Here is a 20,153-nt window from a genome sequence, read left to right as displayed (position 1 = left end):
AATGCCGCACCTTACCAAGCGTCGCTTCCGACCACGGAGCCCGTTCCTTCCATGCGCATCCTTCCCGCCCTTGCGATCGCCCTCACCCTTGGCGCCGGCGTGGCTGTCCCCGCCCTCGCCCAGCCCGCGACACCGGCGCAGCCCGCCCATGCCGCCGCGCCCTACTACACGCCCGAGGATGCCGCCGCCATCCTCGATGCGCGCCTCGCCGCCCTGAAGACTGTGCTGAAGCTGACCCCCGAGCAGGAGAAGCTGTGGCCCCCGGTGGAGGCCGCCATTCGCGACGCGGTGAAGGGCGCCATCGCCCGCCGCGAGGCCCGCATGGCCGCCCCGCCGCCGGCCACCGCCCTCGACGTGCTCTCGATCATCGCCGATTCCGAGGAGGCGCGGGCCAAGTCGTTGAAGGCCTTCGTGGTCGCCGCGAAGCCGTTCGTGGCGGTGCTGACCCCGGCCCAGCTCAACCGGCTGCCGGCCTTCATCGGCCTCCAGGTTCCCACCGATGGGCCGACGCCCGGCTCGACCCAGCTCTGGATCTTCGAGGAAGAGGAATAGACCCCAGCGCACACCGGCCGCGAGGAGCCCTTTTGCCGGCGGCGCCCGTCGCCGGCAGCAAGCTGAAGCCGCCCGTGCCTGCGGCACGGGCGGCATCGGCGGACCAGCCTTTGATGATCGGCATACGCCCCGCGCCCGCGCCCCATGCGACGGAATGCGGCCCACGTCCCTGCTTGATCCCGCCGCGCCCCCGTGCGACCCCCTTACGAAAGACGTAAGGGAGGGGCCAGATGCGGGGCGCGGGAGATGACCATGGGTGAAGCCGATCTCCTCATCGGCGAGGGGCGCGCCCTGTCGGCCCATCCGCTGCGGGCCGCGGTGCTGCGCGAGCTGCACGCGCGCCCGTTCGTGCCGGCGCAGCCGCCCCGGCGTATCCTGCATGCGGCATTCCTGCTCGACGCGGGCGGTGCCCGCAGGGATCGCGAGGCGCTCACCACCCTGTGCGTCTCGCGCGGGCTGGCGGGCCCGGCGGCGGGCGCCAAGCATCACCATGTGTCGTTCGGCGGCGCCGATCTGCGCTGGGAGAGCCACGCCGAGTTCTCGACCTACACCTGGGACCTGCCCTCCCCCGGCGTGCTGCCCGGCATGCTGCCGTTCCAGCCGGCGGTCGCGACGCTGGCGACGCCGTTCGGCGAGATGCCGCAGCCGGGGCCGCTGCTGGTGGCGGTGGATCTGCACCTGATCCAGGACACGGCGGAAGACCTGTTCCTCGACAAGGTGTTCGACCGGGCAAGTCTGGCCCGCGCCGACGTCAACGACGGGCTCGCGGAGATCGCCTGCGACTTCCGCGCCGACCCGTCCGGCTTCGTGCGCATCCTGGTGCGCGACCGGGGGCTCGGGCCGGATGCCGCCGGCGCCCTGGTGCAGCGGCTCTTGGAGATCGAGACCTACCGCACCCTGGCCCTGCTCGGCCTGCCGGAGGCGCAACGCCTCGCCCCCGCCATCACCAAGATCGAGGGCCGTCTCGCGGAAGCCGCCAACGCCATGACCCATTCGGAGGGCCTTTCCGCCAACAACAAGCTGCTCGACGAGCTGGTGGCGCTCGCCGCCGAGCTGGAAGCGGCGGCGGCCGGCTCCCTGTTCCGCTTCGGCGCCAGCCGGGCTTACCTGGAAATCGTGAAGCTGCGGCTCGCCACCATCCGCGAGGTGCCGGTGCCAGGCTTTCCCACCTGGCAGCAGTTCCTCGACCGGCGCATGGCGCCCGCCATGCGGACCTGCCTTTCCATCGAGGAGCGGCAGGAGAAGATCGCCCGCAAGCTCGCCAATGCCGCCGACCTGCTGCGCACCCGGGTCGATGTGGAGCTGGAGCAGCAGAATCGCGACCTGCTCACCTCCATGAACGAGCGCACCCGCCTCCAGCTGCGCATGCAACGGACGGTGGAAGGGCTTTCGGTGGCCGCCATTTCTTATTATGTGGTGAGCCTGATCCAGCACCTCGCCGAGGGGCTGCACGAAAGCGGGATCGCCGAAGCCCTCGGCCTGCACCTGGACGTGGGGCTGGTGACCGCCGTCTCGGTGCCGCTCACGGTGCTCGGGGTCTGGTGGGTGGTGCGGCGCATCCGGCGCGCCCATAGCGATCACGATTGAGGCCAGGGTTGGCGCGGGCGACCCCAGCGGACGACCCCAGCGGAGGGCGGTGTGGATCTCGCGGTCGAATACGACAACCGGGCCCGGGTCCCCGATTATCCGGCCATCGTCGCGGGCTGGGCGCGCCGGTCCGCCGCCATGCGGGCCGATGTGGCGGCGGCCGACCTCGGCGTGCCCTATGGCGGCTCGCCCCGGCAGACCCTCGACATTCTGTGGCCCGATCCGTCCCGCCGGGCACCGGTGGTGCTGTTCTTCCACGGCGGCTACTGGCAGCGCGGCCATCCGCGCAACGCCAGCTTCATCGCCAGAGGCTGCCTCGCCCACGGGGTGGCGGTGGCGGTCGCCGGCCATGACCTCGCCCCGGACGTGACCTTGTCCGCCATTCTCGGTCAGGCCCGCGCCGCCGCATTGTGCCTCGCGCGGCTGGTGAGACGGCGTCTGGTCGCGTGCGGCCATTCGGCCGGCGCCCACCTCGCCGCCGCCCTCGTGTGCACCCCATGGCCCGAGCAATTCCCCGGCGCACCGGCCGACCTCGTGCCCGCCGGGGTCGGGCTCTCCGGCGTCTACGATGTCGAGCCGCTGGTCTCCACCCCGCTCAACAGGGCCCTCAAGCTCACCACGCAAGAGGCCCGCCGGCTGTCGCCCTCGGCCTGGCCGGTGCCGCCGGGCCGCATCTTCGACACCGTGGTCGGCACCGACGAAAGCCCCGCCTTCCTGCGCCAAAGCCGGAGCCTGGCCGACATCTGGGCCGCCCAGGGCGCCGCCACCCGCTATGCGGAGACGCCGGCGGCCAACCATTTCACCGTCCTCGACCCCCTCGCCGACCCCGAGTCCGCTGTGGTGCGGCGCCTCGTGGAGCTGGCCCGCGGGATCACCCTGTGAGGACACACCCCAACCCGCAAACGCCAGCGCCGTACGGCGGCAGCGGAGATGACATGCAGCCGGTCCAGATCGCCATCGTGCCCGTCACGCCGTTCGCGCAGAACTGCTCCATCGTCTGGTGCACCACGACCATGAAGGGGGCGGTGATCGACCCCGGCGGCGATCTCGACCGCATCGTGGCCGCCATCGCCGAGACCGGCGCCACCATCGAGAAGATCCTGCTGACCCACGGCCATGTGGACCACGCGGCCGGCGCCGCGGACCTCGCCGAGATGCTGAAGGTGCCGGTGGAGGGTCCCCACGCCGCCGATCAGTTCCTGCTGGACGGCATTCCCGCCATGGCCACCAAATACGGCTTCGAGGGCGGGCGCGCCGTGACCCCGGACCGCTACCTGAACGAGGGCGATCCCCTCGCCATCGGCGCGCTGAACCTCGACATCCTGCATGTGCCGGGCCACACGCCCGGCCATCTCGTCTATGTGCTGAAGGCCGAGAACATCGCCATCGTCGGCGACACCCTGTTCCGCGGCTCGGTGGGGCGCACCGACTTTCCCTATGGCGATCACGCCCAGCTCATCGCCGGCATCGTCGGCAAGCTGCTGCCCCTCGGCAATGCCGTGGTGTGCGTGCCGGGCCATGGGGCGCTGACCAGCATCGGCGACGAGCGCGCCCACAATCCCTTCCTCGAGGGCTGATCCCGTCCATGGCGCACCGCTACGCCGTCTATCTCGCCCCCGCGACCGAGAGCCCCCTGTGGCGCTTCGGCTCCGCCATCATCGGCTATGATGCCGCAACCGGCGCCGAGCCGCCGGCGCCCGACATCGCCGGCTTCGATCCGGAGAACTGGCACGCCTTGACCGCCGAGCCGCGCCGCTACGGTTTCCACGGCACGCTCAAGGCCCCCTTCCGGCTCGCCGACGACAAGACCGAGGCCGATCTCGACGCGCTCCTGCACGCCTTCGCCGCCGAACACCATCCGTTCGAGCTGCCGCCACTGGTGGTGAGGGCCATCGGCACGTTCGTGGCGCTGGTGCCGCCGGGGCCGGTGCCGACCCTGGACGACCTCGCCCGCTGCGCGGTGGTGGAGGTGGACCCGGCGCGCGCGCCCCTCACCCCCGAGGAACTGGCCCGCCGCAGGCCGGACCAGCTCTCGGCCCGCCAGCGCGCCCATCTCGATCGATACGGCTATCCTTATGTGTGCGAGGACTTCCGCTTCCACATGACGCTCACCGGACCGCTCGAGGACGCGGCGCACACCCACGCCCTCAATGCCCTGACCGAGGCCTACGCCGCCTCCGGCGCCAGCGTGCCGCTCCGGGTGAGCGATGTCGGCCTCTATGTGCAGGACCGGCCGGGCGCCCGGTTCCGCCTCGCCCGCCGCATTCCCCTCGGCACCGGAGCTTGAACATGAAGCAGCTCGGCCCAGACCCCTTGATCGACCCCACCGCCGAGGTGCGCGCCTCCCGGCTCGGCCGCTATACGGAGGTGGGCGCCCGCACCAAGCTCCTCGACGTGGAGATGGGCGACTATTCCTATGTGGTGAACGACGCCGACATCGCGTCCGCCGCGATCGGCAAGTTCTGCTCCATCGCCGCCATGACCCGGCTCAACCCCGGCAACCACCCCACATGGCGGGCAACCCAGGCCCATTTCACCTATCGCGCCTCCGCCTATTTCCCTGGTGAGGCGGACGAAGAGGATTTTTTCGCCTGGCGGCGCGCCCAGCGGCTCACCATCGGCCATGACGTCTGGATCGGCCACGGCGCCATCGTGCTCGCCGGGCGCAGCATCGGCACCGGCGCGGTGGTGGCGGCCGGCGCGGTGGTGAGCAAGGACGTGCCGGCCTATGCCATCGTCGCCGGGGTGCCGGCGCGCCTCGTGAAATGGCGCTTCCCCCCCGATATCGCCGAACGCCTCCAGGCCTTGGCCTGGTGGGACTGGAGCCACGAGGCGCTGCGGACGGCCCTCGCCGATTTCCGCGCGCTGTCGGTGGAAGCGTTCCTGGAGAAGCACGGCGCCTGACCCGTCGCCTCGTTTCCCCCTGGTTGCGCACCGTGATTCCTTGCCCGCGCGAATCGGTGCTAAGAGAAGGGGCATGATGACATCCGAACAAACCTCCGTGCGCGACGACGACGCAACGGATGTGCGCCAGGTGGCCGTCGCATCGGCCGTCGCCACCGTCGAAGCCGAGCGCAATGGCCTTGAGGCCCTCATCCGCGCGCTCAAGGGGCCGCTCGCCACTGCCTTCGCGCAGGCGGTGACCACCATCCGCGAGGCGCGCGGGCGGGTGGTGGTGACCGGGATGGGCAAGAGCGGCCATGTGGCCCGCAAGATCGCGGCCACCCTCGCCTCCACCGGCACCCCGGCCTATTATGTCCACCCGGCCGAGGCGAGCCACGGCGACCTCGGCATGATCACCGCGGACGACGTCATCATCGCCTTGTCATGGTCGGGCGAGACGGCGGAGCTGCGCGACCTCGTGAACTATTCCCGGCGCTTCGACGCGCCGTTGATCGCCTTCACCGCCCGTGGCGACAGCACGCTGGGGCGCATGGCCTCCACCCTGCTCGAAGTGCCGGCGGCGCAGGAAGCCTGCCCGCTCGGCCTCGCGCCCACCACCTCCACGGTGATGCTGCTGGCCCTGGGCGACGCCATCGCGGTGGCGCTGCTGGAGGGGCGGGGCTTCACCGCGCTCCAGTTCCGGCAGTTCCATCCCGGCGGCAAGCTCGGCGCCAGCCTCTCCTTCGTGCGCGACGTGATGCGCGGCGGCGAGGCGCTGCCCCTGGTCAGGACCGGCACCCTCATGGGCGAGACCCTGGTGGAGATGAGCGGCAAGGGCCTCGGCTGCGTCGCCGTGATCGACGCGCAGGGCCACCTCACCGGCATCGTCACCGACGGCGACCTGCGCCGCCACATGGCGAACGACCTGGTGGTCCAGCCGGTGGAGCGGGTCATGACCCCCTCACCCAAGACCGTGCGTTCCGACCAGCTCGCCTCCGAGGCGCTCAAGATCATGAACGCCCAGAAGATCACCTCGCTGCTGGTGGCGGATGATCGCCGGCCGGTGGGCGTGCTGCACATCCACGACCTGCTGCACATCGGCGTCGCCTGACGCGGCGGCGCCGGTAAAGCCGGTCCTCACGCAACCATCGGGCGCGAGGACACGAGGTGATGCAGGGTCATGATGGTGGAGGCATCCGCCACCCCGTCCACCCGCGCGCGTCGGAAATGGCGCTGGAACGCCCGGACCACCTGCTCGGTTGCAAGATCATAGCTGCCGTTCACGGCGATGCCGTAACCGTAGAGGGCCAGCATGGCCTGGAGCGCCTCCACCGGCGGGCCGCTGTCGCCGGGCATCAGGAAGCGGCCGCCCAAGGCCGGCGCCTCCGGCACCAGATGGCCGATGCCCGCCGCATGCAGCACATGCCAGGGAAAATGCTCGCCCGGATCGTCCTTGCGCGCCGGCGCCACGTCCGAATGGCCGAGCACAAGGTCGGCGCGGATGCGGTGACGGGCGACGATATCCACGCACAATGCCGTCACCGCCGCGATCTGCGCCGGCGGATAGGGCGGCAGGCCGCCGGAATGGCCGGCATTGACGATCTCGATGCCGATGGCGCGGGAATTGGTGTCGCCGATCCCCTCCCACTCGGACGCGCCCGCGTGCCACGCACGGGCGCGCTCCGGCACCATCTGCACGACGCCGCCGTCCTCCAGCACCACATAATGGGCGGAGACCTGCGCCTCCGGGCTGCGCAGCTCGGCGATGGCCGCCTCCGCCGTGTCCATGCCGGTATAGTGCAGCAGCAGCATGTCGATCGGCCGGAGCCGTTCGCCGAAATTGGGCGAGGGGGCAAGGGCGGTCACCCGCACGCTGTCGGGCGCAAAAGGAGACATATCGTTCACCGGAAGTCCCGCAGCTCGGCGATGCGACCATAGGCGGCATTCAGCACCGCCACCCGGTCGGTGGCGAGCTTCACCGCCGCCGGCGGCAACCCGCGGCCGGCGATGCGATCGGGATGGTGGGTGGAGACGAGGGACCGCCAGCGCTGCTTCACCTCGGCATCGGAGGCATCGGGAGCAAGATCGAGCACGGCATAGGGATCATCGGCCCGGCGCACATGGCGCGCCTCGATGCGGGCATAGGCGGTGCCGGTGAAGCCCAGGATGCGCCCCACCTCCTCCAGGAAGACCAATTCCCGCTCATGCAGGGCGTGGTCCGCCTTGGCCACATGAAACAGGGCGTCCATGAGATCCTCGCGGGTCTCGCGATCGTCGGCGAACATCTGCGCCACCTGGCGGGCATAGGCATCGAAGCCGGCAACGTCCGCCTTGGCGAGATTGTACAGCCGGGACACGGCGTCGAAATCCTCGGGCGGAATGTCGAAGACCTCCTGGAACGCCTTCACTTCGGCCGGCACCACCACGCCATCGGCCTTCGCCATCTTGGCCGACAGGGCGATAAGCGCCACCGAGAAGGCGGCGGGCTTCGGCGCCGGGGCCAGCAGCAAACGGTCCAGCACATGGCCCGCCAGCGCGCCGAGCAGGGCGCCAAGCGGGCCGCCGAGGACAAGGCCAAGGCCGGTCCCGCCGATCAATCCATAGGTCAAGAGCGTCTCCCTCGTGGTCGACCGGGAGCTAAAGCAGCACTTTGGCGTTCTCAAGATCGCACTGTGGCGCAGGTCCCGGAGCCGTCCCGCGCGCCTCAGGTCCAAAGCGTGTCATCGGTCAGGAGCGGCTGGCCGCATCATGCGCCGGCGGGGCCTGCGGCAGCCAGATGGTGAAGGCGCTGCCCACGCCTTCCACGCTTTCTACCCCCATGATGCCGCCGGCCCGCTCCACCAGGGTGTAGCTGATGGACAGGCCGAGCCCGGTACCGCCCTGACCCTTGGTGGTGAAGAAGGGGTCGAACACCCGCGCCAGATGCGCGGCCGGAATGCCCATGCCCGTATCCCGCACCACGATGGCGACGCCGGCCCGCCCGCCGCGGGTCTCGTCGCGGCTCTCCAGGCTCAAGGTGCCGCCGCCGGGCATGGCATGCACCGCGTTCACCATCAGGTTGATGAGCACCTGCTGCAATTCCACCCGGTTCATGAAGACGACGCGACCCGCGCCGTCGCCGCGCACCACCGCGATTTCGGCGCGGGAGACCAGATGCTGCACCAGAAGCAGGCTGTCGCCGATCACCTCCCTCGGCATCACCGGGTCGCTGACCCCAGCGAACTCGCCGGGGCGGGCGAACTGCAGGAGCTTCGACACGATGATGTGGATGCGGTGCACCTGCTGGTCGATCAGGTTGAACTCAGTGCGTACCGGCGTCGCCGCCCGTCCCAGCAGCTCACGCGCCACGTCCAGATTGCCCTGGATCACCGCCACCGGATTGTTGATCTCATGGGCGATGCCGGCGGTGATTTCGCCGATGGCGGCGAGCTTGCCGCTCATCACCAGTTGCTTCTGGGCCGCCGCCAGCTCGGCATTGGCGGCCTGAAGCTCGCGGGTGCGGGCGGCGACGCGCGCGTCCAGCTCGTCCGCCCAGCGGCGCAATTCCGCATCGCGCTGGCGCAGCAGGTCCAGCATGGCATCGAGATGGTGGGACAGCCGGCCGATCTCGTCGCTTTGGCCAGACAGGCCGGTGCGGGCGGACAGGTCGCCCTCCTCCACCTTCGAAATGGTGACGTTCATGGCTTCCAGCGGCCGGAAAATGCCCGCCGCCCAGCGCAGGAGGATGGGGATGGTGACCGCCGCCACCAGCACGAAGCCCACCCCCACCGCGATCAGGATGGTGCGCTTCAAGGCCAGGAACGGCGCTTCCAGGAAGCCCACATAGAGCATCCCCACCCGGTGCCCAGCCGAATCGAGGATCGGCTCATAGGCGGAAATGTACCAGTCGTTCACCACGAAGGCGCGGTCGAGCCACACTCGCCCCTCGCCCAGCACCGCCGCCCGCACCTCCCCCGATACGCGGGTGCCGAGCGCCCGCTTACCCTCGAACAGGCGCACATTGGTGGAGATGCGCACGTCGTCGAGGAACAAGGTGGCGGTGCCCTCGCTGCCGGCCGGCAGGACGCCGCGGCCATAGACCAGATCATTGATGGTATCGATGAAATCGAGGTTGCGGTTGAGCAGCACCCCGCCCACCAGCACCCCGCGCCGGTCGCCGGCGAGCCGGACCGGCGCCGCCGACTGCACCACCATGCCCCGCTCCTCCAGCGCGCGGGCCGTCGGCCCCGCGCCGGGGGTGGGCACGAGCTCCACCCGCGCCCGCGCTTCGAGATCGGGCGACAAGCGGGCGAGGGTCTCCGGCCCGAACACGTCGATGGCGGACCCAGCCGTGCCCGCGCGCGCCCGTTCCACCACCGCCGACGAGGCCAGCCCCGCGTCGGGCCGCGCGCCGGGCGGGGAGGCCGCCACCAGGGCGCCATCGGCCTCGAGCACATAAAGAAAATCGAACCCCAGGGCCGCGCGCCGGGCGGCGAGGAAGGCATCGAGGGCCCCGCGATCGCCGCCTTCCGCCACCTTCTCGAACGCCACCGAATCGCCGAGCGCGTGCAAGGTCTCGTCCGATCGCTCCATCAGCCGGTCGAGATACTGGCGGGCGATGGTCAGGTCGCCCTGCACCTTGGAAATGAGCAGGCGGTCGAATTGGCGCGTCCACCACCCCACCACCAGCAGCAGCACCACCGGCAGGATGATGAGCATGGGTAGGAGCGCGATGGCGAGCAGCCGCATGCGCACCGAACCGAGCCGCCCCAAGACGCCCGACCGATACAGGGGACCTGTCCGTCCCCGCGCGCTTGGCGGCCCGAGGTCGCCGGTGGGACGCGGCGCGCCCAACGCGGGGCCGCCGTCCTCAGCCATGCCAGGCCTTGAGCTTGCGATCGAGGGTCTTGCGCGACACGCCGAGCCGGCGCGCGGCTTCCGCCCGGTTGCCACCGGCCTCGGCGAGCACCTTCAGCATGTGGTGCTTTTCCACCGCCTCCAGCGCTTGGGAATGGGCCTCCTCGCCTTCCCCGTCCTCGGCCGGCACCACATCGCGGGGGAAATCGCCGAGAATGAGCGCCCGCTCGATCACGTTGCGCAGCTCGCGCACATTGCCCGGCCAGGGATAGCGCGCAAGCTCGCGCAACACCGCCGGGGTGAGCTCCAACGGCGGCACGCCGAGCTGGGCCGACAGTTCCGCCATGAACAGCCGCGCCAGGGGCGCCACGTCCGCCGCCCGCTCGCGCAGGGGGGCAAGGTCGATGTTCACCACGTTGAGGCGGTAATAGAGGTCCTGCCGGAACCGGCCGCAGGCCACCATCTCCTTCAGGTCGCAATTGGTGGCGGCCACGAGGCGCACATCTACCGGCACCTCCCGCTCGGCGCCCACCGGCCGCACCTTCTTGTCCTCGATCACGCGCAGCAGCTTGGCCTGGAGGCCGAGCGGCAGTTCCCCCACCTCGTCCAGGAACAGCGTGCCGCCCTGGGCATAAAAGAACAGGCCCTCGCGGGACGAGGCGGCGCCGGTGAAGGCGCCCTTCAGATGGCCGAACAGCTCGCTCTCGATGATCTCGGGCGCGATGGCGGCGCAGTTCACCGGCACGAACGGCTTGGCCGCGCGGGACGAGGCGGTGTGGAGGGCGCGGGCGGTGACCTCCTTGCCGGTGCCGCTCTCCCCGGTCACCAGCACGGTGGTGGGCATGGGCGCGACGCGGGCCACCATGGCGCGCACGGCATGGATGGAGAGCGATTCACCCACCAAAGTCGAGGGGCCGGACGGCGCCAGCGGCAGGGTGCCGAGCGCCCGCTTGAGCACGAAATTCTCGCGGCTGAGGCGCCCGCGCTCCAGGCAGCGGGCGATGGCATTCAGGATCTGGTTGGAGCGGAACGGCTTCAGCACGAAATCCGCCGCCCCCGCCCGCAGCGCCTCGATGGCGGTTTCCAGGTCCGCGAACGCGGTGATGAGAATGACCTCGCGGTAGAAACCGGTGGCGCGCAGCTCCTTCAGCCAGTCGAGGCCGGTGCGCCCGGCCATGATGTTGTCGAGAATGATGAGGTCGAACGGCGTCGCCTCCAGCAGGCGGGCCGCGCTCGCGACATCCGCCGCCTCGGCCACATGGCGGCAGCGGGTCTCGAGCATGCGGGTGAGGAAATTGCGCATGCCCGGCTCGTCATCCACCACCAGCACCGAGGACTCGGCCAGGTGAGGGCTGAAGGTGAGGTCGGTGGCGGGCTCCGCCGGAGCGAGGCTGGTCATGGTCATGTGGTCGGCCGCAGGTCCCAGGCCCGCGCCGACCAGCGGCGGAAGCCATCCTCGAGGCCTGGCGCCTGGCGCCACGCCTCCTCCCCGAGACGGCGGGCTTCTGAGCCGGGAGAACCCGCGCGGCCCGTTCGTCATCAGGATTATCAATCGCTCAAATCGCTGCGGCAATCAAATGGCGCGGCCGCGCCCACCCCGAAACGACGCGGCCGGGCACAAGGCCCGGCCGGTCTGAACGCTCGCGGTCGCAAAAGGTCCGGCTCAACGGAACAAGATCACCGCCTTCTGTAGGGTGATCCACACGCCCCAGGCCAGCGGCACGCCCACGGCGAGCCATGCCACCACCGCCAGCGCCACCGGGGTCGCACCCCGGGCCACCGGGGTGGAGGCGCGGCCGGCGCCGGCCGTGCCATCCTTGGCCTCTTCCTCGAAATCCTCGAAGTCGGCGTGGACCTTCTCTTCCTTCGACTGGGCGGCGAGCTTGCCCGCCTTCTTCAGCTCGTCGTCGGTCATGTAGAGATGCTCGGCGACGGGCTTCACCAGCAGGTTGGCGACGAAGCCCAGGACCAGCAGTCCGGCCAGGATGTACATGGTCTGGTCATAGGCCGCCTCGCGCGGGATGCCGGAGGCGATCTGGTATTCGCGCAGATAGTTCACCAGCACCGGGCCAAGCACGCCGGCGGTGGCCCAGGCCGTGAGCAGCCGGCCATGGATGGCCCCCACCATGTGGGTGCCGAAGATGTCGGCAAGGTAGGCCGGGATGGTGGCGAAGCCGCCGCCATACATCGACAGGATGATGCAGAAGGAGAGCACGAACAGCACCACCGAACCCATGTGGGCGGTGGTGGGCACCAGCGCATAGAGCGCGAAGCCCAGCACGAAGAAGACCGCATAGGTCATCTTGCGTCCCAGCCGGTCGGAGAAGGAGGCCCAGCCGAACCGCCCGCCGATGTTGCACAAGGAGAGCAGGCCGGTGAAGCCGGCGGCGATGGCCGCGATCTGCGCCTTCTGGGCGGCATCAAGCTGCGAGAAGGTGAGATCGAGGCCGATCAGCCGCCCGCCGAACACCTCCTGGAGCATGGGCGAGGCCATGCCGATCACGCCGATGCCCGCCGACACATTGAGGCACAGCACCGCCCACAGCAGCCAGAACTGCGGCGTCTTCCAAGCCACGTTCAGATGCACATGGCGATGGGTGACCATGGCATTAGCGCTGGCGGCGGGCGGGGTCCAGCCGGCCGGCTTCCAACCCTCGCGCGGCACCCGATACCCCAGGGCGCCGACCACCATGAACACGAAATAGATGGCCGCCATGGCGAGGAAGGTCTGCCACACGCCGACCGAGGTCGGACCGGCGAAATGCTGCATCAGCATGTTGGCGAGCGGGGCGCCGATCATGGCACCGCCGCCGAAGCCCATGATGGCCATGCCGGTGGCCATGCCGCGCCGGTCCGGAAACCATTTGATGAGGGTGGACACCGGCGAGATGTAGCCGAGTCCCAGGCCGATGCCGCCGATGACGCCGGAACCGAGCCACAGCATCCAGATCTGGTGCAGATAGACGCCCGCCGCCGAGATCACGAGCCCGCCGCACCAGCAGAAGGCGGACACCAGACCCGCCTTGCGCGGCCCCGCCGTCTCCAGCCAGCCGCCCCACACCGCCGCCGACGAGCCGAGCAGCACGAAAAACAAGGTGTACATCCAGCCGAGCTGGGAAATCTGCCAGTCGCACGCGGTGGCGAACAGGCCGGCGATGAAGCCCATGTCGGCCGGGCAGGCGACCGGCGCGGTGATGCCCACGGCGCGCGACAACGGCAGCCAGAACACGCTGAAGCCATAGGCCATGCCGATGCACAGATGGATGGCGAGAGCCGCCGGCGGCACCAGCCAGCGATTGAAGCCAGCGCCGGCGATGGTGCGCTCCCGGCTCAGGAACGGCGGCGGGGCGAGGGTCGAAACGGACATGCTTCCTCCTGGCATCTTCTTGTTCCGGCGGTCCGCCGGCCGCGTCACGGCGCGGTGGTGTCCGATTAGCAAGGGGGAGGCCAACACCAGATCGCCCGCAACCGGCTGATTTACGGTGGCATTTCAATGAACGCCCCGGCACACATATGGACATTTTGTCCGTTCGCGGCCGTCTGCGCCCGGCCCAGCGGGTCAGAATGACGCAGCGCTCAACCGAGCTCGTAGCTGGTGATGCCGAAGATGCGCGCCAACGGCAGGTCGGGCGCGGGGCCGCGATACATGCGCGCGGTCTCGAACACGGGGGAGAGACCGGCCTGCTCGGCCAGCGCCCGCGCCGCCCCGTTCGGCTCGGGCACGTCAAGAAAGAGCGGCGCACCCCCTGCCTCCGCGCGCCCTGCCTCCACCGCCAGCGCGGCGAACAGGGCCCGCGCACCGGCCGCGGTCGGCGCGAACAGGGGCCCGATCTTGAAGCCCTCCCGGCAGCGCCGGATCACCCCGTACCCGGTCACCGCCCCATCTTCCACCAGCACCCGCGCGGCACCGACCGGCGGTTCCAGCCAAAGGGCGAGGAAATCCGGGCGCGGGACGCCGAAATGGGCGGTGTCGCAGGCTGCCACTGCCGCCCGCAATGCCGGCGTGACGGCGATCACCCTGGCATCGGGCACCCCGTCCCCCACTGCCGCGACGCCGCCGTAGCGGATATTGCGGTGCGCGAGCACGAAGCCGGAGGCGGCATAATTGGCCTGCTGCGCCGCCACCCCGTCGAGGCCGATGGTGCAGCCGGCGAGGCGGGCCATGCCGGCCTGCCACAGGCGAAACCCCAGGCCCTGCCCGCGCAGGTCCGGACGGCAGATGTAGAACCCCAAAAACGCGAACCCCGCCCGGCCGGGGCCGCTCGCCCCGTAGCGCACCGCCGAAAGGGTCGCGGCCAGCTCACCGTGCGCGAACAGGCCGAGAAAGCCCTCGCGATCCTGGGCGTGGAAGGCCGCCGCATCGGCAAGGCCAGGGTTCCAGCCCTCCCGCGCCGCCCACTCCACCGCCATCTCCACCTCCGCCGCCGAGAGCGGACGAATGGGGAGATCCTCACTCATGGGAAACGCCGTCCCGGAACGCACCGTCCCGAAACTCGCCATCCCTGGACAGGCCATCTCGGGACGGGCCATCGCGGATGGCACCGTCGCCATTCCCCTGTCCGAGCGCGGACAGCATCACCCGATTCCGGCCGCCATCCTTGGCGCCATAGAGGGCGCGGTCGGCGCGCTCAAGGATGTCCTCGATGTCACGGTCCCCCTTCACCATGGCGGCGACACCGATGCTCGTCCGCACGTCGAGGGTCACGGAGCCGATATCCACCGGCGTGCCGGAGATGGACGCGATCAGATTGCGCGCGACCTGGGCCGCGCCTTCCATATCGGTGCTGGGCAACAACACCGCGAACTCCTCGCCGCCCATGCGCGCCACCACATCGCGCGTCCGCAGCGCGCCGCGGCAGCGCTGCGCCACCTCGCGCAGCACGACGTCGCCGGCGCCGTGACCGAAATTGTCATTGATGGATTTGAAGTGGTCGAGGTCCAGCATCAGCACCGAGAGGTCGCTGTCGGTCGCCACGGCGACGCGGAAAGCGCGGTCGGCCTCCTCGAAGAAGCGCCGGCGGTTGCACAGGCCGGTCAATTCGTCGGTCACGGCGAGGTAGCGCAACTCCTCCTCCAGCCGCCGCCGCTCGGACACGTCCCAGTAGACCACGATGTAAGTATCGCTAATGAAACGGAACCGGAACTGGAGCGTGCGCGTCTGCCGGTCCCGACAGACCACATCCCACTCCACCTTCTCCACCTCCCCGGGATCAGCCCGCACGCGCTCGATGCGCGCCCGCCAGTCCGCGATCACCTGGGCCCGCAGCGCATCATCGGGAAAGCCCTTTTCCCACCAATCGTCATGATGGGGCGCCGGCCCCAGATAGCCATAGCCCAGGAGATGCTCGGACTGCTCGTTGCAATACAATTCCCGCATATTGCTGTCGTAGATTTCCACCCCCACCGGCAGCGAGCGCACGATGTCTTCGAGCATGGTGGAAAAATCCAGCACCGTCGTGGTGGAACCGCCGCGCCCCGGCGCCGGCCCGCGGGTGCCGTGATCGCGCAGCGTCACAATCGAGCCCCATTCATCGCGAAGCTGCGAGGCCTTGAAACCCAGCGTAGCGAGGCCGATCGGGGTGCGACAATAAAGCACCATCTCTTCGGTGTCGTGGCTCTCGGCCATCAGCAGACCGCGCACCCGCCCCGCCGCATAGGCGCCGAGAAGCTCGCTCAGATCCATCCCGGTGGGATCGCGGCCGAACAGGCCCGCCGCCTGGGCATTGGCGCGCCGAACCGTCTGGCCATCAGGCTCGATGGCGAGCAGAGGGGTGTAGACCAGATCGAGCCACGCGAAGCGATCTGTGTTCATCCCTCAGGAGACCCCATGCCCGCCGATCATGCCCGCGACACCTGTTGCGGAGCTGCCAGAGAGCAAGGGTAACGCGGTCCGCGCGGCTGTACAGGTGAAATTTTCCGCAACGCATCTCTACTTTTGCGTGCACCCCCATTTGACGCACCAGGACACCACCCAGGTCAGACCAGCCGTTCGAGAAAGGCGGGCAGGTCGTCAGTCACCTGGTCCACATGGGCGGCATCGCGGCCTTCCAGTTCCCAGGCCTCGCGGCTGCCGGGGCGGGTTTCGGCCGGAGTGCCCTGCGTTACCACCAGCACGGTGGCCATGCCGAGGCGATGGGGCACCTCCAGATTGCGGGAAAGATCCTCAAACATGGCGGCGCGTCGCGGGTCCACGCCGTGGGCGTCCAGGAAACAGCGATAGGCGGCATCGGTGGGCTTGGGCTGGAAACGGGCCGCCACGATGTCGTGCACCGCGCTGAAGCGATCGTCGATGCCGAGCTTTTCCAGCACATTGCGGGCGTGCCGCTCGGAGCCGTTGGTGTAGACCATCTTTCGCCCCGGCAGGGCGTCGATGGCGGCGCCGAGCCGGGGGGTCGCGGACAGGCCGGAGAGGTCGATGTCGTGCACATGATCGAGGAAGGCATCGGGGTCCATCCCGTGCTCGATCATCAGCCCGCGCAGGGAGGTGCCGTAGCGCCGGTAATAGTCCTTCTGCAACTTGAACGCATCGTCCGGCGCGATACCGAGGAAATCGGCGATGTAGGCCTTCATGCGCGCGTCGATCTGCGACCACAGGTCATGGTCGGCGCTATAGAGGGTGTTGTCGAGGTCGAACACCCAGGTCTCGACCTGCTGGAAACGGGACTGCGGAAGAATGAGGGTCATGTGATGCTCGTCGGGTGCGCCCTGGCGCACCGGATCGGAAGGGGGCCGGTCAGAACGGCCCGCGGGAATAGATTTCCGAAAGCCCGGCTTCCAGCTCGCGGATGCGGCCCTCATAGGCCTGGCGTAGGCAACCCGCGTCGCTGCCGCACAGGGCACGCCGCGAGAGCCAGGCCCGCTGGGCGTCCTGAATGTCGCCGCGCTGGCCCATGGCCACGAGCTTGGTGATGACGCCGTAGAGGGTGGTCATCTTCACATCGAGCTGCTGCAGGCCGCAGTTCGCGCAGATCGCCTTTTCATCGGTGGCCTTGGCGGTGGAGCAATCGAAGCTGGCCGCCGCCGCGGCGCCCGAGCCCAGCCCGCCCGCGAAGGGCAGCAGCAGAGCGGCCGCAAAGACAACCGAACGCACGCGACACGCCGAACGAAAACCCATGCCCATGACCGTCTCCTCAGTCTGCCGCCGGCATGGCGCCGCCACGGACCCCGGCACGGTAGCGCGCATATCCGTCGGCGCGAAGACGGCAGGCGGGACAGGTCCCGCAGCCATAGCCCCAGGGGTGCCGTGATCCCCGCTCGCCGAGATAGCAGGTGTGTGTCTCTTCCTGGATCAGCGCCACCAGGGCGGCGCCGCCGAGGGTTTCCGCCAGACGCCAGGTGGCGGCCTTGTCGATCCACATGAGCGGCGTGTGGAGCACGAACCGGCTCTCCATGCCGAGGTTCAGCGCCACCTGCATGGCCTTCACCGTGTCGTCGCGGCAATCGGGATAGCCGGAAAAGTCGGTCTCGCACATGCCGCCGACAATGTGCCGGAGCCCCCGCCGGTAGGCCAGCGCCGCCGCGAACGTGAGAAAAATCAGATTACGCCCCGGCACGAAGGTGTTGGGCAGGCCGCCCGCTTCCATCTCGATGGCAACGGAGCGGGTGAGCGCCGTGTCGGAGAGCTGGCCGAGGGCATCGAGGCTCACCATATGGTCTTCGCCCAACCGGCCGCGCCAGACCGGATTGAGCCGGGAGAGGGCCTCCCGCACGCGGGGGCGGCATTCCAGCTCCACCGCATGGCGCTGACCATAAGCGAAACCCACCGTCTCCACCCGGTCGAACTGCTCAAGGGCATAGGCCAGGCAGGTGGTGGAATCCTGGCCGCCGGAAAACAGCACCAAGGCCCCTTGCGGGGCGCTTTGGGCGGCACCTTCGGAAAAACGCGCGGCGGCGGTGGTCATGTCGGCTTAAGTCTCGTCTCCCAGGTCCGCGCGGCGGCGAAATCCGCGCGGCGGCGACCCCTGCACATACATCCAAGATCGCCACCGCCCACGCCGACCGGTCCAGCCTGCAGCCTTACTCCCCCGGCGCCTTGGCGTCGATGGAGATGGCATGGAGACCCTTGGCGATCTCGCCCTGAAGCAGGGTGTTCACGATCCGGTGCCGCTCAACGCGGCTCTTGCCGGCGAAGTCCGCCGCCACCACCCTCACCTTGAGATGAGTTACGCCGCCATCTTCGCGGCTGGAGCCCTTGTGGTCGTGGCTGGCGCCCATATGGCCGGCATGCTTGTGGCTCTCGTCCACGAGGTCGAGGGCCAGGGGATTGAGGCCGCTTTGCAGCGTCTCGCGAATGGTGGCGAGGGAAATCTGGGACATAATGAAACCGATATCCGGAATGAAAGGATGGGCGCCGCGCACCACGATGGTGCACTGGCCTGAAGCCATTATATAAGCATTATCATTGCCCGCCTATCCTCGCGCCCCGCGCGCCGGGGTGGCCTTCCCCGGACCGCTCAGGCCCAAGCTCCTTCCTTGCCGCGCCGCGACGCGACCCTCATAATCGTTTCATCATGAAGCTGAACTCCCCGCTCTTCGATCGCATCCGCGTAAAATCTGGCGAGGGCCGCGCGCGCCCCCCCCAGCAGGCCTGCTGCCAATGGCCCGGATGCACCGCGCCCGCGACCCACCGCGCGCCGAAGGGACGACACCTGGAAGGCCAGTATTGGCACTACTGCCTCGACCATGTGAAGGAATACAACCAGTCCTACAATTACTTCGCGGGCATGCCCGACGACGCGGTCTCGGCCTATCAGAAGGACGCGCTCACCGGCCATCGTCCCACCTGGCGCATGGGCGCGCGCGGGAACGAGAGCCCCGAGCGGGACGGCGGATTCAAGGAAAACGTCAAGGACCCGTTCGGCTTCGCCGGCGAGATGGGCCGCACCTTCCGGGCCGACCGCGAGGAGCCGGACGGCCGCATCATCCGCACCACCGAACGGCGGGCGCTGGAGGTCATGGGGCTCGAGATGTCCGCCGGCGCGGACGAAATCAAGGCCCGGTACAAGGAACTGGTGAAAAAGCACCATCCCGATGCCAACGGCGGCGACCGCTCCTCGGAGGACCGGCTGCGCTCCGTCATCCAGGCCTATGCCAACCTCAAGCAGGCGGGCTTTTGCTGACCCGGCAGGACCGGGCGTGACATTTTTCATATTGCCCCCGGGCCGGCTTCGGTCGAGCCTCCAGGGCAGCCATTCAGACGTGAAGGGCGCACAGCATCCGCCCACGGAGGACCTATGAGCGGCACCGAGATCCTTGCCCCCACCCCGGACATGAAAGTGTCGGTGCGCCAGACCTTTGGCATCGACATCGACATGGAGGTGCCGGCTTATTCCGAGCCTGACGAGCACGTTCCGGACCTCGACCCCGACTATCTGTTCGACCGGCCGACCACCCTCGCCATCCTCGCCGGATTTGCCCACAATCGCCGCGTAATGGTTACCGGATACCATGGAACCGGCAAGTCCACCCATATCGAACAGGTGGCGGCGCGGCTCAACTGGCCCTGCGTGCGCATCAACCTCGACAGCCACATCTCGCGCATCGACCTGATCGGCAAGGACGCGATCGTGGTGAAGGACGGGCTCCAGGTCACCGAGTTCCGCGACGGCATCCTGCCCTGGGCCTACCAGAACAACATCGCTTTGGTGTTCGACGAATACGACGCCGGCCGCCCGGACGTGATGTTCGTGATCCAGCGGGTGCTGGAATCCTCCGGCCGCCTGACCCTGCTCGACCAGAGCCGGGTGATCCGCCCCCACCCCTCGTTCCGGCTGTTCGCCACCGCCAACACCATCGGCCTCGGCGACACCACCGGCCTTTATCACGGCACCCAGCAGATCAACCAGGCGCAGATGGACCGCTGGTCGATCGTCGCCACCCTGAACTATCTGGCCCACGACAAGGAAGTGGACATCGTGCTGGCCAAGGCCAAGCACTTCCAGAACCAGGAGGGGCGCGACACGGTGAACCGCATGGTGCGCCTCGCCGATCTCACCCGGCAGGCCTTCATCAACGGCGACCTGTCCACCGTGATGAGCCCGCGCACGGTCATCACCTGGGCCGAGAATGCGGACATCTTCAAGGAGATCGCCTTCGCCTTCCGCGTCACCTTCCTCAACAAGTGCGACGAGCTGGAACGCCCGCTGGTGGCCGAGTTCTACCAGCGCTGCTTCGGCCAGGAGCTGACCGAGAGCACGGTGAACGTCGCCCTCTCCTGAGGATCCCTGCTTTCCGGCGCCGGCCCAAGGGCCGGCCCAACCTGCCCCGCGTGACGAGAGCCGAGAAAGAGCCGCACC

General features: G+C 69.1%; 20 protein-coding genes. 9 read left to right on the top strand and 11 right to left on the bottom strand.

The annotated features are described in order from the left end of the window. Window positions 1-51: 51 nt before the first annotated feature. The 7 genes from HUW53_RS06030 (at window position 52) to HUW53_RS06000 (ending at window position 6,133) form a co-directional block, all read left to right on the top strand. Window positions 52-552: a Spy/CpxP family protein refolding chaperone gene (locus HUW53_RS06030; RefSeq protein WP_237344851.1), complete on the top strand. Its 501-nt coding sequence runs from the start codon at window positions 52-54 to the stop codon at window positions 550-552. Between the two features lie 252 nt (window positions 553-804). Next, on the top strand, window positions 805-2,139 hold the full coding sequence (locus HUW53_RS06025; RefSeq protein ID WP_370877764.1) for a DUF3422 family protein: 1,335 nt from the start codon (window positions 805-807) through the stop codon (window positions 2,137-2,139). A gap of 51 nt (window positions 2,140-2,190) precedes the next feature. Continuing rightward, the gene (locus HUW53_RS06020) at window positions 2,191-3,021 is read left to right on the top strand and encodes an alpha/beta hydrolase (protein WP_237344849.1); all 831 of its coding nucleotides are present in this window, start codon (window positions 2,191-2,193) and stop codon (window positions 3,019-3,021) included. Between the two features lie 53 nt (window positions 3,022-3,074). Then, window positions 3,075-3,716, top strand: coding sequence for an MBL fold metallo-hydrolase (locus HUW53_RS06015; protein WP_237344848.1), 642 nt, complete (start codon window positions 3,075-3,077; stop codon window positions 3,714-3,716). Window positions 3,717-3,724: 8 nt separating this feature from the next. Beyond that, on the top strand, window positions 3,725-4,426 hold the full coding sequence (locus tag HUW53_RS06010; RefSeq protein WP_237344847.1) for a DUF1045 domain-containing protein: 702 nt from the start codon (window positions 3,725-3,727) through the stop codon (window positions 4,424-4,426). A gap of 2 nt (window positions 4,427-4,428) precedes the next feature. Then, window positions 4,429-5,043, top strand: coding sequence for an LbetaH domain-containing protein (locus tag HUW53_RS06005; protein ID WP_237344846.1), 615 nt, complete (start codon window positions 4,429-4,431; stop codon window positions 5,041-5,043). A 76-nt stretch (window positions 5,044-5,119) separates the two neighbouring features. After that, the gene (locus tag HUW53_RS06000; RefSeq protein WP_237344945.1) at window positions 5,120-6,133 is read left to right on the top strand and encodes a KpsF/GutQ family sugar-phosphate isomerase; all 1,014 of its coding nucleotides are present in this window, start codon (window positions 5,120-5,122) and stop codon (window positions 6,131-6,133) included. A 26-nt stretch (window positions 6,134-6,159) separates the two neighbouring features. On the opposite strand, the gene HUW53_RS05995 is transcribed toward HUW53_RS06000, so the two are convergent. The 11 genes from HUW53_RS05995 to HUW53_RS05945 form a co-directional block, all read right to left on the bottom strand. After that, the gene (locus tag HUW53_RS05995; protein ID WP_237344845.1) at window positions 6,160-6,918 is read right to left on the bottom strand and encodes an N-acetylmuramoyl-L-alanine amidase; all 759 of its coding nucleotides are present in this window, start codon (window positions 6,916-6,918) and stop codon (window positions 6,160-6,162) included. A gap of 5 nt (window positions 6,919-6,923) precedes the next feature. Then, entirely contained in the window at window positions 6,924-7,631 is a 708-nt protein-coding gene (locus HUW53_RS05990) for a molecular chaperone DjiA (protein ID WP_237344844.1), read from the bottom strand. A 118-nt stretch (window positions 7,632-7,749) separates the two neighbouring features. Then, window positions 7,750-9,750: a sensor histidine kinase gene (locus HUW53_RS05985; RefSeq protein ID WP_237344944.1), complete on the bottom strand. Its 2,001-nt coding sequence runs from the start codon at window positions 9,748-9,750 to the stop codon at window positions 7,750-7,752. Between the two features lie 121 nt (window positions 9,751-9,871). Next, window positions 9,872-11,257, bottom strand: coding sequence for a sigma-54-dependent transcriptional regulator (locus HUW53_RS05980; protein WP_370877771.1), 1,386 nt, complete (start codon window positions 11,255-11,257; stop codon window positions 9,872-9,874). Between the two features lie 264 nt (window positions 11,258-11,521). Beyond that, window positions 11,522-13,225, bottom strand: coding sequence for an OFA family MFS transporter (locus HUW53_RS05975; RefSeq protein ID WP_237344842.1), 1,704 nt, complete (start codon window positions 13,223-13,225; stop codon window positions 11,522-11,524). A gap of 209 nt (window positions 13,226-13,434) precedes the next feature. After that, window positions 13,435-14,316 carry a GNAT family N-acetyltransferase gene (locus HUW53_RS05970; protein WP_237344841.1) on the bottom strand — a complete coding sequence of 294 codons (882 nt, stop codon included), beginning with the start codon at window positions 14,314-14,316 and terminating at the stop codon, window positions 13,435-13,437. Beyond that, complete coding sequence (locus HUW53_RS05965) at window positions 14,309-15,670, bottom strand: GGDEF domain-containing protein (RefSeq protein WP_237344840.1); 1,362 nt, start codon at window positions 15,668-15,670, stop codon at window positions 14,309-14,311. The genes HUW53_RS05970 and HUW53_RS05965 overlap by 8 nt, the downstream gene beginning before the upstream one ends. A 164-nt stretch (window positions 15,671-15,834) precedes the next feature. Beyond that, on the bottom strand, window positions 15,835-16,542 hold the full coding sequence (locus tag HUW53_RS05960; RefSeq protein ID WP_237344839.1) for a pyrimidine 5'-nucleotidase: 708 nt from the start codon (window positions 16,540-16,542) through the stop codon (window positions 15,835-15,837). A 49-nt stretch (window positions 16,543-16,591) separates the two neighbouring features. After that, complete coding sequence (locus tag HUW53_RS05955; protein WP_237344838.1) at window positions 16,592-16,948, bottom strand: lysozyme inhibitor LprI family protein; 357 nt, start codon at window positions 16,946-16,948, stop codon at window positions 16,592-16,594. Between the two features lie 40 nt (window positions 16,949-16,988). Further along, complete coding sequence (queC, locus tag HUW53_RS05950; RefSeq protein ID WP_237344837.1) at window positions 16,989-17,759, bottom strand: 7-cyano-7-deazaguanine synthase QueC; 771 nt, start codon at window positions 17,757-17,759, stop codon at window positions 16,989-16,991. Window positions 17,760-17,874: 115 nt separating this feature from the next. Then, window positions 17,875-18,174: a BolA family protein gene (locus HUW53_RS05945; protein WP_237344836.1), complete on the bottom strand. Its 300-nt coding sequence runs from the start codon at window positions 18,172-18,174 to the stop codon at window positions 17,875-17,877. Window positions 18,175-18,368: 194 nt separating this feature from the next. On the opposite strand from HUW53_RS05945, the gene HUW53_RS05940 reads away from it, so the two are divergent. Both HUW53_RS05940 and cobS read left to right on the top strand, forming a co-directional pair. Next, window positions 18,369-18,977, top strand: coding sequence for a J domain-containing protein (locus HUW53_RS05940; protein WP_237344835.1), 609 nt, complete (start codon window positions 18,369-18,371; stop codon window positions 18,975-18,977). 114 nt (window positions 18,978-19,091) lie between these two features. After that, window positions 19,092-20,075, top strand: a complete 984-nt coding sequence (gene cobS / locus HUW53_RS05935) for a cobaltochelatase subunit CobS (RefSeq protein ID WP_237344834.1) — start codon at window positions 19,092-19,094, stop codon at window positions 20,073-20,075. Window positions 20,076-20,153 lie beyond the last annotated feature (78 nt).

The organism is Xanthobacter agilis, from assembly GCF_021730435.1.
GTDB lineage: Bacteria > Pseudomonadota > Alphaproteobacteria > Rhizobiales > Xanthobacteraceae > Xanthobacter > Xanthobacter agilis.
This window is presented reverse-complemented; position numbering and strand designations above follow the sequence as displayed.

Coding starts and splice junctions, on each gene's coding strand:
- HUW53_RS06030 (WP_237344851.1), top strand. CDS start 52: ATGCGCATCCTTCCCGCCCTTGCGATCGCCCTCACCCTTGGCGCCGGC.
- HUW53_RS06025 (WP_370877764.1), top strand. CDS start 805: ATGGGTGAAGCCGATCTCCTCATCGGCGAGGGGCGCGCCCTGTCGGCC.
- HUW53_RS06015 (WP_237344848.1), top strand. CDS start 3,075: ATGCAGCCGGTCCAGATCGCCATCGTGCCCGTCACGCCGTTCGCGCAG.
- HUW53_RS06010 (WP_237344847.1), top strand. CDS start 3,725: ATGGCGCACCGCTACGCCGTCTATCTCGCCCCCGCGACCGAGAGCCCC.
- HUW53_RS06005 (WP_237344846.1), top strand. CDS start 4,429: ATGAAGCAGCTCGGCCCAGACCCCTTGATCGACCCCACCGCCGAGGTG.
- HUW53_RS06000 (WP_237344945.1), top strand. CDS start 5,120: ATGACATCCGAACAAACCTCCGTGCGCGACGACGACGCAACGGATGTG.
- HUW53_RS05995 (WP_237344845.1), bottom strand. CDS start 6,918: ATGTCTCCTTTTGCGCCCGACAGCGTGCGGGTGACCGCCCTTGCCCCC.
- HUW53_RS05985 (WP_237344944.1), bottom strand. CDS start 9,750: ATGCGGCTGCTCGCCATCGCGCTCCTACCCATGCTCATCATCCTGCCG.
- HUW53_RS05980 (WP_370877771.1), bottom strand. CDS start 11,257: ATGACCAGCCTCGCTCCGGCGGAGCCCGCCACCGACCTCACCTTCAGC.
- HUW53_RS05975 (WP_237344842.1), bottom strand. CDS start 13,225: ATGTCCGTTTCGACCCTCGCCCCGCCGCCGTTCCTGAGCCGGGAGCGC.
- HUW53_RS05970 (WP_237344841.1), bottom strand. CDS start 14,316: ATGAGTGAGGATCTCCCCATTCGTCCGCTCTCGGCGGCGGAGGTGGAG.
- HUW53_RS05965 (WP_237344840.1), bottom strand. CDS start 15,670: ATGAACACAGATCGCTTCGCGTGGCTCGATCTGGTCTACACCCCTCTG.
- HUW53_RS05960 (WP_237344839.1), bottom strand. CDS start 16,542: ATGACCCTCATTCTTCCGCAGTCCCGTTTCCAGCAGGTCGAGACCTGG.
- queC (WP_237344837.1), bottom strand. CDS start 17,759: ATGACCACCGCCGCCGCGCGTTTTTCCGAAGGTGCCGCCCAAAGCGCC.
- HUW53_RS05945 (WP_237344836.1), bottom strand. CDS start 18,174: ATGTCCCAGATTTCCCTCGCCACCATTCGCGAGACGCTGCAAAGCGGC.
- HUW53_RS05940 (WP_237344835.1), top strand. CDS start 18,369: ATGAAGCTGAACTCCCCGCTCTTCGATCGCATCCGCGTAAAATCTGGC.
- cobS (WP_237344834.1), top strand. CDS start 19,092: ATGAGCGGCACCGAGATCCTTGCCCCCACCCCGGACATGAAAGTGTCG.